The 13,802-nt window shown below is 63.7% G+C and carries 11 protein-coding genes; 2 read left to right on the plus strand and 9 right to left on the minus strand.

Annotation, left to right across the window (positions count from 1 at the left end; all coding sequences use genetic code 11):
• Window positions 1–45 precede the first annotated feature (45 nt).
• Window positions 46–1,752, minus strand: a complete 1,707-nt coding sequence (locus tag ACQKPZ_RS06060) for a hydantoinase B/oxoprolinase family protein (protein ID WP_391131575.1) — start codon at window positions 1,750–1,752, stop codon at window positions 46–48.
• Between the two features lie 20 nt (window positions 1,753–1,772).
• Window positions 1,773–3,854, minus strand: a complete 2,082-nt coding sequence (locus ACQKPZ_RS06065) for a hydantoinase/oxoprolinase family protein (protein ID WP_427536162.1) — start codon at window positions 3,852–3,854, stop codon at window positions 1,773–1,775.
• Between the two features lie 359 nt (window positions 3,855–4,213).
• Here ACQKPZ_RS06065 and ACQKPZ_RS06070 point away from each other — a divergent pair, with 359 nt between their 5' ends.
• Window positions 4,214–4,417, plus strand: a complete 204-nt coding sequence (locus ACQKPZ_RS06070) for a 2-hydroxymuconate tautomerase (protein ID WP_427536164.1) — start codon at window positions 4,214–4,216, stop codon at window positions 4,415–4,417.
• A 113-nt stretch (window positions 4,418–4,530) separates the two neighbouring features.
• Here the strand turns inward: ACQKPZ_RS06070 and ACQKPZ_RS06075 are convergent, their stop codons facing one another.
• From ACQKPZ_RS06075 to ACQKPZ_RS06085, 3 genes are all read right to left on the minus strand, one after another.
• Complete coding sequence (locus ACQKPZ_RS06075) at window positions 4,531–5,256, minus strand: GntR family transcriptional regulator (RefSeq protein ID WP_391131581.1); 726 nt, start codon at window positions 5,254–5,256, stop codon at window positions 4,531–4,533.
• A 168-nt stretch (window positions 5,257–5,424) separates the two neighbouring features.
• On the minus strand, window positions 5,425–6,441 hold the full coding sequence (locus tag ACQKPZ_RS06080) for a 4-hydroxyproline epimerase (RefSeq protein WP_427536166.1): 1,017 nt from the start codon (window positions 6,439–6,441) through the stop codon (window positions 5,425–5,427).
• A 69-nt stretch (window positions 6,442–6,510) separates the two neighbouring features.
• Window positions 6,511–7,344: a substrate-binding periplasmic protein gene (locus ACQKPZ_RS06085; protein ID WP_427536168.1), complete on the minus strand. Its 834-nt coding sequence runs from the start codon at window positions 7,342–7,344 to the stop codon at window positions 6,511–6,513.
• A 373-nt stretch (window positions 7,345–7,717) separates the two neighbouring features.
• Here ACQKPZ_RS06085 and ACQKPZ_RS06090 point away from each other — a divergent pair, with 373 nt between their 5' ends.
• Window positions 7,718–8,506 (plus strand): SDR family NAD(P)-dependent oxidoreductase, encoded by a 789-nt coding sequence (locus ACQKPZ_RS06090; protein WP_427536170.1) that lies wholly within the window; start codon window positions 7,718–7,720, stop codon window positions 8,504–8,506.
• Window positions 8,507–8,534: 28 nt separating this feature from the next.
• Here the strand turns inward: ACQKPZ_RS06090 and ACQKPZ_RS06095 are convergent, their stop codons facing one another.
• From ACQKPZ_RS06095 to ACQKPZ_RS06110, 4 genes are read right to left on the minus strand one after another with little or no spacing between them, the layout of a single operon-like run.
• Entirely contained in the window at window positions 8,535–10,121 is a 1,587-nt protein-coding gene (locus ACQKPZ_RS06095) for an aldehyde dehydrogenase (NADP(+)) (RefSeq protein ID WP_427536172.1), read from the minus strand.
• A gap of 29 nt (window positions 10,122–10,150) precedes the next feature.
• Window positions 10,151–11,140, minus strand: a complete 990-nt coding sequence (araD1, locus tag ACQKPZ_RS06100; protein ID WP_427536174.1) for an AraD1 family protein — start codon at window positions 11,138–11,140, stop codon at window positions 10,151–10,153.
• A gap of 53 nt (window positions 11,141–11,193) precedes the next feature.
• Window positions 11,194–12,369, minus strand: a complete 1,176-nt coding sequence (locus ACQKPZ_RS06105) for an L-lyxonate dehydratase (RefSeq protein WP_391131593.1) — start codon at window positions 12,367–12,369, stop codon at window positions 11,194–11,196.
• Between the two features lie 31 nt (window positions 12,370–12,400).
• Window positions 12,401–13,714 (minus strand): MFS transporter, encoded by a 1,314-nt coding sequence (locus tag ACQKPZ_RS06110; RefSeq protein ID WP_427536176.1) that lies wholly within the window; start codon window positions 13,712–13,714, stop codon window positions 12,401–12,403.
• Window positions 13,715–13,802 lie beyond the last annotated feature (88 nt).

A 13,802-nucleotide genomic window follows, 5' to 3' on the forward strand; every position in this document is an offset into this window, starting at 1 on the left:
CAATGGGCGCGGCAGCTGCCTGCCGCGCCTTGCCCCGGCTGGCCGTCAGCGCGCCCGGGAGTGCGCCCGGTCGAGCTTGCCGTTGGCAAACACCACGCCGTGATGAAGCTCGGCATAGGCCTGGGTGATCTTGCCGTTGGCCAGGTCCTGCTCGATCAGCTCGAAGCTGCGCTTGAGCGGGTCGCCATAGCCGCCGCCACCGGCCTGTTCGTGGCGGATGACAGCGTCACGGCCCAGGTTCATGGTGAACTTGCTCGGCAGCGGCTGCAGTTCGTTGTTGACCCGCAGGTAGTTCGCCGAACAGGCGCCTGGCTTGCCCCCGAACAGCCCGTAAGGGGCATGCACGGCGCGGTCGGAGCGAATCTGCGCAACCACGTCCCTGGACAGGATGCGGTACTCGCGCACCAGGCCCAGGCCACCGCGGTACTCGCCAGCACCACCGGAGTCGGTGGCGAAACCGTAGGCTTCCATGACGATGGGATAGCGCGCTTCCAGCGTCTCGATCGGCATGTTCGACATGTTCTGCGACGGGTTGGTGACCCCTTCGATGCCGTCCTTGTTGTGCCGGCCGCCCCAGGCGCCGTTGATCATGTCGACCAGGATGTACGGCTCTATGGAGTTCTCCACGTAACCGCTCAGGGCGATCACGGTGTTGCCGCCCTCGCCTGCCGCCATCACCTTCTTCGGCGCGATCTGCGCCACCGCGCCCAGTACGCAGTCGACCACGCGGTAGCCGGTCAGGGCCCGTGCAGCCACCGGCGCCGGCATGTTCGGGTTGAGGATCGAACCTTGCGGGGCGGTGATGTCGATGCAGCGGTACACCCCGGCGTTGTTCGGCACGTCAGCGTCCAGCGCGCAGCGGATGCTGAGGTAGGTGGCCGATTTGACGAAAGACAGCGTCGAGTTGATCGCGCCACGCACTTGTGGCGAAGAGCCGGCGAAGTCGACCGAAAGGCGGTCGCCCTTGACGGTCACGGCGCACTTGATCGGGATCGGGGTTTCGCAGAAGCCGTCGTTGTCGATGTGGTCGAGGAACTCGTAGGTGCCGTCTGGCCAGGCTTGAATGGCCTTGCGGGTCAGGCGCTCGCCGTAGTCGAGCAGCTCGTCGAAGTAGTCGCGCAGGCCCTGCTCGCCGTAGCGGTCGAACAGGCGAACCAGCTCACGTTCACCGATATTGCAGGTGGCCAGTTGCGCGCCAAGGTCGCCCAGCACCAGGTCCGGCAGGCGCACGTTCTTCTTGATGATCTCGAACAGCGTCTCGTTTTCTTCACCGGCCTTGTACAGCTTGGTCGGCGGGATGCGCAGGCCTTCCTGGTAGATCTCGGTGGAGTCGGCAGCGTTGGAGCCCGGCACGCGCCCGCCCACATCGCAGTGGTGGGCGATCACCACCGAGAAGCCCTGCAGGCGACCTTTGAAGAAGATCGGCTTGAACATGAAGATGTCCGGCAGGTGCATGCCACCTTCATAGGGGTCGTTGAGGATGATCACATCGCCCGGCGCCACATTGTCGGCGTACTTGGCGATGATCACATCGATCGCATCAGGCACCGCGCCCAGGTGCAGGGCCACGGTCTTGGCCTGGGCCAGGATGCGGCCGGAGGCGTCGCACATGGTGACCGAATAGTCGAGCACGTCACGGATGATTGGCGAGCGTGCGGTGCGCATCACCGCGAAGGCCATATCGTCGACGATGGTGTCGAGGGCGTTCTTGACGACGGCGAACGTGATTGGGTCAACGTTACGTTGTGTCATGGCTATCTATTCCTCAAATATCAGGCCAGGGTGGCGATTACGCTGCCGATCGAGTCGACGGTGGCGCGCCAGCGAGGTGGAATGACGATGGTGGTGTCGGTGCTTTCGAGGATCACCGGGCCGACGACCTCGCCGGTCAACGCTGCCCGCGGCAGGATGGGCGTATCGACCCAGCCGCTCTGGCGATCGAAGTACACCTTGCGGGTGCTGGCTTCGGCGGCCTGGACCGTGCCCTTGCGAGTGCGCAGGTCATTGAAGTCGAGGGTCTTGGTCGCGACGCCACGGGCCAGCAGGCGCAGGCTGGCGCACTCGATGGAATCCTTGGAGGCGTAGCCGTACATCGCGGTATAGGCGGCCAGGAAGTCGCTACGCAGTTGTGCGCGGGCCGACTCGTCGAGTTTGGCCGGCACGCGCACCGGCAGTTCGTAGTCCTGGCCACGGAAACGCATGTCAAGGTCGAAGACGTACTCGATGCGGTCGGCGCTGTAGCCTTCGGCGGCCAGGGCATCCTGGGCCTGGGCACGCATCCTGGCGACTTGCTGCTCGAGCGCGGCCAGGTCGAGGTTGTCGAGCTGCTGCAGCGACGGGTGCACGAAGTAGCGCTCCACCGCACCGGCCAGCATGCCCATGGCGGTGAACACACCCGGCGCGGCCGGGAACACCACGCGCTTCATGTCCAGGGCGCGGGCCAGGTCGCAGGCATGCACCGGGCCCGAGCCACCGAAGGCAGTCAAGGTGAAGTCACGCGGGTCGACGCCGCGCTCGACGGTGACCGCCTTGATGGTGCGCGCCATGTTGACGTTGACCACCTCGCGGATGCCCACCGCGGCCTCCTCGACGCTGATGCCCAGCGGGCCAGCCAACAGGCTTTCGACCGCATCGCGGGCCGCACCGATGTTCAGTTGCATGGTGCCGCTGGCCAGGCTCTGCGGCAGGAAGCCGAGGATTGCGTTGGCGTCGGTCACGGTGGGTTTCTCGCCGCCGATGCCGTAGCACACAGGGCCCGGAAATGCACCTGCAGACACCGGGCCGACGTTGAGCAGGCCACCGGCATCGAGCCAGGCGATGGAGCCTGCACCACTGCCCACCTCGGCCACGTCGATGGTCGGTACGCGCATCATGTAGCCACCAGCCTTGATGAAGCGGCTTGGGGTGGAGATGCCGGCGCGGAACTCGTACTCGTTGGTACGCGCCAGTTCGCCGTTGTGGATCAGCGACGCCGAGGCGGTGGTGCCGCCCATGTCGAAGACCACCAGGTCCTTGTCGTTACGCGCCTGGCCCAGGCGGCCGGCACCGACCACTCCGGCCGAGCGGCCCGAGGAGATGAAGAACACCGGGGTGTCCTGGGCGATGGCGGCGCTGGACAAGCCGCCATTGGAGTTGCTGACCAGCAGCGGTGCCTTCACGCCGATGCGCTTGAGGCCCGACTCCAGGCGTTGCAGGTAGGTGCGCAGGGCCGGCAGCACGTAGGCGTTGACCACGGTGGTGGAGGTGCGCTCGTACTCGCGCATCTCAGGCAGCACCGAAATCGAGGCGGTCACGCTGATGCCCGGGAAGTGCTGCTGGAAGGCTTCCAGGGCAGCCGCTTCGTTGGCCTTGTTCTTGTACGAGTTGATGAAGCAGATGGCGACCGACTCGACGCCTTCGCTCTGGAAGAAGCGACCGGCCTGCAGCACTTCGTCGACCGGGGTGGCACGCAGCACTTCGCCGGTAGCCAGCACACGCTCGTCGATCTCGTAGCGGTAGCGGCGCTCGACCAGCGGGACGGGCTTGTCCCAGGACAGGTCGAACATGGTGGGCGTACGCACCCGACCGATTTCCAGGACGTCACGGAAGCCCTTGGTGGTGATCAGGCCACATTTGGCGCCGACCTTTTGCAACATGGTGTTGGAGCCGACCGTGGTGCCGTGCAGCACCTCGGTGACGTCGCTGGTGGCAAGCCCGGCTTGCTCCAGGATGCGTGCCACACCCGTCAGCACGGCCTCTTCGGGGGCGGCCGGGGTGGACGAGACCTTCGTGAAAGTGACCTGCCCTTCGTCATCGAGCAAAACCAGGTCGGTGAACGTGCCGCCAATATCAACGCCAATGCGTGCGCTTGCCATATGAAGTCCATCCGTTCAGTGAGTGCGCGGTATGTCGTATCGCGAAAACTCGACAGGCAGTGGGTTCGGCTGAGCCCGCACCAGCGGGCCGTTCGTGCCTGCCATGTACCGTTTCGTCTGGATCTATTTTGTCGACCTAATGCCGACATGTGTCAACCATGGCTGTCGCAAAATCACATGCGCTTTTGCGTATCTGATTGATTACATTGAATTTAAAAAATAGAAAATTTCAAAAACGACACGCGAATCACGTCGGTCATTGACACGGAATCGGATCAGGAACAGCATTGTGTCGACATTTGGTCGACCAAAATAATGACCATCATGTTCCCAACAGAGATCACGACGAGGGTTTTCAGATGCCGATAGTGAGAGTCGAATTGCTGACCGGACGGTCGCAGGAACAGAAGAACGAGCTGGCCGCAGTGCTCACCCGTGAGACAGCGCGCATCGCGCGCTGCCCCGAGGAGCACATCCAGGTAATCATCAGCGATTACCAGCGCTCGGATTGGGCGGTGGGCGGGGTGATGAACTCCGTGCCCAAGGAGACGGTGCAGCCGTAAGGGGGCGCAGCACCCCCAGGATTGGACAGGGCTGCACAATCACCGGGGCTGCCGTGCAGCCCCTTCCGGGCGGTGCGGCGGCCCGGCAAAAAGCCCCGGCCCGGCCCGTGAAGCTACGGATAGGTCAGGGTCATGTTCGCGGTGATGTTGCGATCCAGGAACTGCATGAACCGCCCTTTGAACTGGGCGGCGTGGCGGTGCGCAAGCTCCTCGGCCAGGTCTGCATCCTTGGCCTCGATGGCATCGACTATCTGCGTGTGGTCGCGGCCGATTTCTTCGGCGGTCATGTGCTCATCGAGGGTCTGGAATTCGAAGTGCAAATGCAGCATGCGCCTGCCCTCCTCCAGCAAACGCCGATACAGGTCCGCGAAGTAGACGTTGTGGCCAGCCTTGGCGATGGCCATGTGGAAGTCGTAGTTCTTCTCGATCATCGCCTGGCTGGTGCCGGTCTTGACGCAGTTGGCGATGGCCTTTTCGTAGGCCTTCTGGGCGGTGCGTATGTCGGCCAGTTCCAGCGGCGAACGGTGCAGGGCCGCCAGGCGGGTGGTCACCCGCTGCAACAGGTCCAGGGCGTCGAGAAACTCCGGGATGCGGCGAAAATCCATTTGCGAGACGATGGTGCTGCGGTTGGGCAGGATCGACACCAGGCCATCGGCTGACAGCCGTACCAGGGCCTCACGGATGGGCGAGCGTGACAGGTCGAAGCGCTCGGACAGGCCGATTTCATCCAGCGCCGTGCCCGGCGCAAGCTTCATCGTGAGGATTTCATCACGCAGGATGGTGTAGACGCGCGAGGCGCCGGTGGCTTTCTGGGTTTGCGGTTCTGTGACTTTGGCCATGTTCCGGGTTCCTAGGGGGCAGGCAACACGTGTAGGCCTGACTGCAAAGCGGCACTATACCTCAGGGCCAAGGCATCGACAAAGACGGTGTCGACACCATGCCGACACCAGCCCCTTCAAGCTTTCATGCAGGTTACAACCCCACGAGCCGCCATTCCACCCCGCCGGTCACGGCTGGAAGTCGTCCAGGCTGAAGCCGGTGGCATACGGGTCTGAATCGTCGACGTAGTGTTCGCTGCGCCCGGTGATCCAGGCGCGCCCTTCCACGCTCGGGTAGACCGCCTGCAAGCCCGACACCAAGGCAGTCCTGGCTTCGGCGCGGCCAATGAAATAGCTGCCGATGATGCTTTCGTGCCGGTAGGGCTGGCCAATCTCGAGCAAGCCGCGGGCATGGCGCTGCGCGACCCTGGCCGAGGTCCCGGTGCCACAGGGCGAGCGGTCGATGATCTGATCCCCGGAAATCACCACCCCGCGCCCGTGGGCCCCTTCGGCTTGCGCCGGGCCGGTCCACATGCAATGCCTTACGCCGCGAATCAGCGGGAAATCCGGGTGCACCACATCGACGGCTAGGTTGACCTGGTCACGCACCTGGCGCCCCATGTCCAGCAATTGCGTGGCACTGAAGCACTCGGCACCGGGGAAGTTCGGTTGAACCTCGACAATGGGGTAGAAGTTGCCGCCATAGGCCACATCGACGGTCAGTTCACCCAGGGCCGGAATGCTCACCTTCAAATCCTTGTGCAACAGGAACGAGGCCACGTTGGTGAAGCGCACGCCGGTGACGCGCTTGCCATCATATTCATAGCGGGCGGTCACCTGCCCTGCCGGCACGTCGATCACCACCACGCCAGGGGTCTTGGGTTCGACCAGCCCGGCCTCGATGGCGAACGTCACCGAACCGATCGTTGCGTGGCCACACATGGGCAAGCAGCCGGTGGTTTCGATGAACAGCAAACTGAAGTCAGCGTTGGCCGACATGGGTGGATAGAACAGCGTGCCCGACATTTGCCCGTGGCCTTTGGGTTCGAGCATCAATGCCCGGCGCAGCCAGTCGTAATGTTCGACGAAAAACAGGCGGCGCGCATTCATGTCGGCGCCTTCAAGCACGGGGGCGCCGCTGATGACCATGCGCACCGGCATGCCCCCGGTGTGGCCTTCGATACATTTATAGGTGGAGCTAATCATGGTGTCCCTCGGTGGGTGCGGGGTTCTGGGGCAACGGTGCTTGCGCGCACTGCGCAAGCACCGCCGGAATCAATTGCTGGTGGCCAGCGACACATCCACCGCGTGCTTGGTCAGCTTGTCCATGTCGCCCGAGCTGATCTTCTGCTCGATGAAGGCGTCCAGCACCGCAATGTCCGATGCCGGGGTGTTCTTGTTCAGTCCCAGGTTGATGCCCTGCTCAGCCAGCTTGGGTGAAGGCGTGAAGGTCTTGGCCCAGTCCGGGTGCGCCGAGGTCAGCAAGGTGTTGGTCATGCTGTCGTCAGCCAGGAAGTCGGCGCGCTTGGACATCAACGACAAACGGGTTTCGTCGAAGCCTGGCAAGCGTACGATCCTGGCTTGCTTGAGCAGCGCGGTAATGGCCTTGTCCTGAGCCGTACCAGACATCACCGCAACGCTCATGCCCGGTTTGTCGACATCCGCCACCGTGCTGACGCCACCGGCAAGCTTGGGGTTCTTGCTGTTGTAGGCGAAGTTGACGCTATAACCGATAGCGGGCCTGGAAAAGGTAATGGCCTTGCGTCGCTCCGGGGTGTCGTTGAGCGCCAAAGAGATGTCCCACTTCGAGGACTGAAGCCCGGCAACGATGTTGTCCCAACTGGTGTCGACGAACTGCACCTTCACTTTCAAAACTTCTTCGCCGAACTGCTTGCACAGGTCTGGGAACAGGCCGGAGTAAGTGCCGGTCTTCGGGTCGCGCATCACATAGGGCGGCGAAGTGGCGGCGCCACAGCGCAGCACGCCTGCATCCCTCACCGCTTTCCAGCTGTCGGACGCATCGGCTGCATTGGCCGAGCCTGCACAAAGGGCAGCCGCTGCCAACGAGACGGCTGTTAGCGTTTTGACCACATGGGTTAACTGGAACATCTCAGAGCCTCTCTATTATTCGAATTGGGAAACCACACAGTTTCAAGGCAGTGTCGTTGACGCTCTGGCTTCGGTTTATTGCTTTCTCTCCCCACCCAATGCGATTGCACCAAGTGCTGGCCGCGACGCCTTAGCCCTGTCGCCGCGCCCGGGAAATCCATCAAATTGCACGCCTATGTTGTCGACCCTTTGCCGACACATGTCAACGCATTTTCGTTGTGAAAATTCCAGATACTTTTTATCTAGCTGATTTAAATGAGTTTATTTTTTCTTTTCGCCAGCGCCCCTCAGATTTGTTGACAACAAAAACGCACTGTACAACCATTATGTCGACATCTGATCGACAACAAACGGCGACGCAAGCGAGGCGCAAATGTCCAAAAACCAGTCAGTAATTGTGGTAACAGGCGGTGCGAGCGGCATCGGTGAAGCAACAGTGCGCCGTTTTGCCAGGCAACCTGGCTGCACCGTGGTGATCGGCGATATCAACGTGGAACGGGCCGAACACCTGGCCGGCGAGTTGCGCGAGGCCGGAGCATCGGTGCATGCCTGCAAGCTCGACGTGTCATCGGAGCAAGCGGTAAAAACCTTCTGCCGGCATATGCTCGACACCTATGGCGTGCCGGACACCTTGGTCAATTCGGGCGGGTTGCTGCAGAACGCCGTGCACCTGTTCGACCTGGACATCGAGGAATACGACCGGCTGCAGAACGTCAACGTACGCGGCACGTTACTGATCTCAAGGGAGTTGGCCCGGCCGATGTGCGAGGTGGGTAGCGGCAGCATCATCAACCTGTGCTCGCTAACCAGCTTCCGCCCGTCGGCGCAGATCGGCTATGCCGTGGGCAAGGCTGGGCTGCACATGCTGACCCAGGTGATGGCGGCGCAGTGGGGGCCGCACGGCGTGCGGGTGAATGCCGTGGCACCGGGCTACACCCTCACCCCCGCCATGCAGGCCCGCATCGACAGCGGCGAACGCGACCCGAAGGCGGTGGTGGACAAGTCAGCGCTGCGCCGCTTCGTCGACCCGGCGGAAGTGGCAGAGACCATTCATTTCCTGTGCTCACCGGGCGCTTCCGCCATTACTGGCGCGATCCTGCCGGTGGACTGCGGCTGGCTGGTGACATCGGCTTATGCAGCCTACGCTTCGCAGCCGGGTTGAGCAGCACGGGGCCCCATGGAGCGACTTGTCATCGCGAAAGGGGCGCGGCGGACTCACGCGTGGCGACGCCATCCAACAGGCGATTGATGCCAAGTGGGTTGGCATCTTTCAGCGCATCGGGTAGCAGCCGATCCGGATAGTCCTGATAGCAGACCGGCCGCAGGAACCGGTCAATGGCCAAGGTCCCCACCGACGTCCCTCGGGAATCCGAGGTCGCCGGATACGGCCCACCATGCACCATCGCATCGCTCACCTCGACCCCGGTCGGATAGCCATTGACCAGCAGGCGGCCAGCCTTGCGTTCAAGCACCGGCACCAGCGCAGCGAAGCGCTCGAGATCCGCGGGCTCGGCGATCAGCGTGGCGGTCAGCTGGCCATGCAGGCTCTGCAAGGCGTCTCGCAGTTGAGCTTCATCAGCGGCTTCGACCACCACCGTGGTCGGGCCGAAGACTTCCTCCTGCAACAGCTCATCGCCCTCCAACAACAGGCTGACATCAGCCTGAAACAGCTGCGCAAAGGCCTGGTTCCCTTGCTGCTCGGGCCCTGCCAGGTGACGCACGCCGGGGTGCCGGTGCAACCGCCCGACGCCGCTGGCATAGCTGCGCAAGGTGCCCGCGTTGAGCATGGTCTGCCCCGGCTGATCCGCCATGCGTGCGCTCAACGCCGACACGAAGGCCGAGAAGGCCGGCCCGGCAATCCCGATGACCAGGCCAGGGTTGGTGCAGAACTGCCCACACCCCAGTACCACCGAAGCCGCAAGCTCGGCGGCCACCTGCTCGCCCCTGGACTGCAGGGCCGCCGGCAGCACCAGCACCGGGTTGATGCTGCTCATCTCGGCGAACACTGGAATCGGCTGCGGGCGCGCTGCTGCCAAGTCGCACAGGGCGCGGCCGCCCTTCAACGAACCGGTGAAGCCCACCGCCTGGATTGCCGGGTGGCGCACCAACGCCTCGCCGACGCCTGCGCCATAAATCATGTTGAATACGCCGGCGGGCATGCCGGTGGCCTCGGCAGCGCGCTGGATGGCTTCGCCGACGTATTCGGCCGTGGCCATGTGGCCGCTGTGCGCCTTGACCACCACCGGGCAACCGGCGGCCAGGGCGGCGGCGGTGTCGCCACCGGCGGTGGAGAATGCCAACGGGAAGTTGCTGGCGCCGAACACCGCCACCGGGCCGACGCCGGTGCGGTACTGGCGCAGGTCCGGGCGCGGCAGCGGCTGGCGCTCGGGCTGTGCGCGGTCGATGCGCGCGCCCAGGTAGTCACCCCGGCGCAGCAGCTGGGCGAACAACCTTAGCTGGTTGCTGGTACGGCTGCGTTCACCCTGGATGCGTGCCGCTGGCAGTGCGGTTTCGCGGCAGACCGTGGCGATGAAGGCTTCGCCCAGCGCATCCAGCTGCTCGGCGATGGCATCGAGGAACTGCGCACGACGCACGGGCGCCAGGCTGTTGTAACCGGCAAAGGCTTGCTCGGCGGCCCGTGCCGCAGCATCCACCTCCTCGGCGGTGGCCTGGGTGAAGGCCACAGGCAAAGCTTCACCCGTGCGAGCGTCGATACTGTGCAGTTGCACGGTGCCGGCGGCGCTGCGCGCGCCGCCGATGAAGTTGCTTCCAGACATGTGTGACTCCTGTTGCTGCAAGGGAAAACTCAGAGGCTTTTCACCACGCCAGGGCGAACCACCTGTGACGCCGCGACGATGCCGTTGCGCAGGGGCTGGCCGAAGGCATCGAGGCTGATCTCGAAGGTGTCGCCCGGCCTGGCCTGGATACCGTCGGCGAACGACAAGGTGGCGGTGCCGAAGTAATGCACGTGAACATCGCCGGGGCGCAGGAACTGGGCGTACTTGAAGTGGTGGAACTCAAGGTTCTCGAAGCTGTGGCACATGTTCTGCTCGCCGGACAGGAACGGCTTGCGCCACAGCTCCTGGCCATCACGCAGGATCCGACTGCTGCCCTCCAGGTGCGAAGGCAATGCACCCAGGCGCAGCTCCGGGCCGTAGCTGCAGGCGCGCAGCTTGGAATGCGCCAGGTACAGGTAGTTGCGCCGCTCCATCACATGGTCGGAGAACTCGTTGCCCAGCGCATAGCCAAGGCGGAACGGCGTGCCGCATTGGCCAATCACATACAGCCCGACCAGTTCCGGCTCCTCGCCGGCATCTTCGGCGAACGCTGGCAGCGGCAAGTCGGCACCGGGGCGCACGACAATGGCGCCATCGCCCTTGTAGAACCACTCCGGTTGCGCGCCCTGCTCACCGGCCGGTGGACGCCCGCCATCAAGCCCCCACTGGAACATGCGCATGCTGTCGGTAACGGCGCCGTCGGCTTGCTGCTGGTGCATCTTGTCGCGGGTGGCGGCACTGCCCAGGTGGGTCAGGCCGGTGCCGGTGACCAGGCAATGCGCCGGGTCTTCGTGGTCCAGCGGTGGCAGCACTCGGCCTTCAGCCAAAAGCGCCAGGTAGTCATGGTCTTGGCCCAGGCCAATGGCCTGCACCTGGCTGACCAGGTCGCGGCCACCGGCGATGGCCTGCAGGGCCAGTTCGCGGGTGCAGCTGACGCCGCGGACTTCCAGGGCGCGCTCGCCCTCCACCACCCCGACCCGACGCTGGCCGGCCTGATCTTCAAATTGAATCAGACGCATCGTTAACTCTCCTTCCAAGGCCGGGCGCACGCGCAGGGCGGCGCCCTGCACAGTCATTCGATGATGTTGAAGTCCTTGAGGTATTCCTCGGAAATTTCCAGGCCCAGCCCCGGCTTGTCGTCATCCAGCTGGATGTAGCCATTGACCGGTTGCGGCTCGCCCTTGAACACGTAGTAGAACAGCTCGTTGCCGACCTCGACGTCGAACACCGGGAAGAACTCGGCCATCGGCGAGGCGGTACTGGCCATGGTCAGGTGATAGTTGTGCATCTGCCCGGCGTGGGGAATGACGGGCACCGACCAGGCCTCGGCCATGGCGTTGATCTTGCGCGCCGCGGTGATGCCACCGACACGGTTGGTGTCGTACTGGATCACGTCCACCGCGCGGCGCTCGAGCAGGTCCTTGAAACCATGCCCGGTGAATTCGTGCTCACCGCCGGAGATCGGCATGATGCCCATCTTCTTCAGCTCGATATAGCCTTCGATGTCATCGGCGATCACCGGTTCTTCCAGCCAGCGTGGCTCGAACTCGGCCAGCTTCGGCAACATTCGCCGGGCGTATTCAAGCGTCCAGCCCATGTAGCATTCGAGCATGATGTCGACATCGGGGCCGGCCAGTTCGCGCAGCGCGCGCACCTGTTCGATGTTGCGGCGCATGCCGGCCGGGCCATCCTTGGGGCCGTAGCCAAAGCGCATCTTCAGGGCAGTGAAGCCCTGGTTGAGGTAACCCTGGGCCTCCTCAAGGAACAGGTCAAGGTTATCGTTGGCGTACAGCTTGGAGGCGTAGGCCCAGATCTTCTCCTTGGTGCGCCCACCCAGCAGCTTGAACACCGGCTTGTTCACCGCCTTGCCCATGATGTCCCAGATCGCCAGGTCGATCGCCGAGATCGCCGCCATGCCGATGCCCTTGCGCCCCCAGGCGTGGGTGCGGCGGTACATCTTCTGCCAGATGTACTCGCTGTCGAACGGGTCTTCGCCGATGCAGATCGGTGCCAGGTACAGGTCGATGATCTCTTTGGCCACACGTGGCGCCAGGGCGCAGTTGCCGATACCGACAATGCCGGTGTCGGTTTCGATCTCTACCACCAGCCAGCCGTGAAAGCGGAACGAGCCCATGGCATCGCCACGCTCGAACAGGATGTCGCTGGCGTTGGTGCAGAAGTGCGCCTGGGGGGGTACCACCTTGCCTTTCCACTCGAACACGCGGGTACGGACAGCTTTGATTTTCATATTTGAAGTTCCTCTCACTAGAGTGTGTTGATCAGCCGACCCGCGCAGGTTCCAGCGGGGCTGGAGTGGGTCGGGAAGCGTTCAGTCGGGACAGCAGCCAGGCACCCAGCACACCGACCACCGCCAAGGCGAACATGCCGGCACGTGGGTCGGCGAACAGGGTTTCAGTCAGGGTTTTGAGGTTGGGTGCAACGAAGCCGCCGAGGTTGCCCAGCGAGTTGATCAGGGCAATGCCGCTGGCCGCCGCCGCACCACTGAGGTAGCCCGTGGGCAAGGTCCAGAACAGCGGTTGCACGGCGACGAACCCGGCAGCGGCGAAACAGAAGGCCAGTACCACCAGCGGCAGGCTGCCGGCCAGCGCCGAAGCGGCGATGCCCGCTGCCGCCATGGCCAGCATGGCCACCGCCAGTTGCCGATGCAGGCCGCTGCGGTCGGCATAGCGGGTCACCAGCCGCGTGACCACCAGGGCGCAGGCCCAAGGGATGGCGGTGTACAGGCCGACGCTAAGGCCCACCTGGCCATCGAGAAAACTGGCAATGCGAGTGGGCAGGTAGAACACCACGCCGTACACACTCATCTGCACGGTGAAGTACACCAGGCAGAACTTCATGACCTGGCCATTGCGCAGCGCACCGAGGAAGCCATGGGGCCCTTGGGCCTGCTTGTGCGCATCCTCCTCGGCCAGCTGGCCTTCCAGTGCCTGCTTTTGCCCATCGCTGAGCCAGCGGGCATCGCCTGGGCGGTCGACCAGATAGAAGTAGGCGGCTATGCCCACCAGCGAAGCCAGCAGCCCTTCGATGACGAACAGCCACTGCCAGTTGCGCAGGCCGAACACGCCATGGAACTCCAGCAGCCAGCCTGAAAGCGGCCCCCCCAGCACCAGCGCCAGCGGCAGGCCGAAGTAGAACAGGCCCAGCGCCTGGGCGCGGCTGCGGGCGGGGAACCAGTAGGTGAGGTAGAGGATGATGCCGGGGAAGAAACCAGCCTCGGCAATGCCCAGCAGGAAGCGCAGTACATAGAAGGTGGAGGCTGTGTCGGCGAACATCATTGCCGCGCTTACCAGCCCCCAGGTGACCATGATCCGGCACAGCCACACCCGCGCGCCAAGGCGGTGCAGCATGAGGTTGCTGGGCACTTCGAAACAGGCGTAGCCGATGAAGAAGATACTGGCGCCGAAGGCGAAGGCCGCATCGCCAAGGCCCGTGTCGGCCTGCAGGAACGCACGGGCATAACCGACGTTGGCGCGATCGATGAAGGCCAGGACGTACATCAGGATGAGAAAGGGCAGTAGCCGCGCGCGGCTGGTGGAAATGGCCGAAGCCAGGGTGCTGGCATGATCGCTCATGGAGGAGTTCCCCGTTTTTGCCTTGATCGCCCCGCGTAGTGCCTGGGCGGGCTTCTTGTTGTTGGTGTTGGGCTGACTGTAGAGGGGT

The organism is Pseudomonas sp. NPDC089547 (genome assembly GCF_050280665.1).
GTDB lineage: Bacteria > Pseudomonadota > Gammaproteobacteria > Pseudomonadales > Pseudomonadaceae > Aquipseudomonas.

Excerpts from the sequence above, each read along its gene's own strand:
- ACQKPZ_RS06060 (WP_391131575.1), bottom strand. The coding sequence starts at position 1,752 with ATGACACAACGTAACGTTGACCCAATCACGTTCGCCGTCGTCAAGAAC.
- ACQKPZ_RS06065 (WP_427536162.1), bottom strand. The coding sequence starts at position 3,854 with ATGGCAAGCGCACGCATTGGCGTTGATATTGGCGGCACGTTCACCGAC.
- ACQKPZ_RS06070 (WP_427536164.1), top strand. The coding sequence starts at position 4,214 with ATGCCGATAGTGAGAGTCGAATTGCTGACCGGACGGTCGCAGGAACAG.
- ACQKPZ_RS06075 (WP_391131581.1), bottom strand. The coding sequence starts at position 5,256 with ATGGCCAAAGTCACAGAACCGCAAACCCAGAAAGCCACCGGCGCCTCG.
- ACQKPZ_RS06080 (WP_427536166.1), bottom strand. The coding sequence starts at position 6,441 with ATGATTAGCTCCACCTATAAATGTATCGAAGGCCACACCGGGGGCATG.
- ACQKPZ_RS06085 (WP_427536168.1), bottom strand. The coding sequence starts at position 7,344 with ATGTTCCAGTTAACCCATGTGGTCAAAACGCTAACAGCCGTCTCGTTG.
- ACQKPZ_RS06090 (WP_427536170.1), top strand. The coding sequence starts at position 7,718 with ATGTCCAAAAACCAGTCAGTAATTGTGGTAACAGGCGGTGCGAGCGGC.
- ACQKPZ_RS06095 (WP_427536172.1), bottom strand. The coding sequence starts at position 10,121 with ATGTCTGGAAGCAACTTCATCGGCGGCGCGCGCAGCGCCGCCGGCACC.
- araD1 (WP_427536174.1), bottom strand. The coding sequence starts at position 11,140 with ATGCGTCTGATTCAATTTGAAGATCAGGCCGGCCAGCGTCGGGTCGGG.
- ACQKPZ_RS06105 (WP_391131593.1), bottom strand. The coding sequence starts at position 12,369 with ATGAAAATCAAAGCTGTCCGTACCCGCGTGTTCGAGTGGAAAGGCAAG.
- ACQKPZ_RS06110 (WP_427536176.1), bottom strand. The coding sequence starts at position 13,714 with ATGAGCGATCATGCCAGCACCCTGGCTTCGGCCATTTCCACCAGCCGC.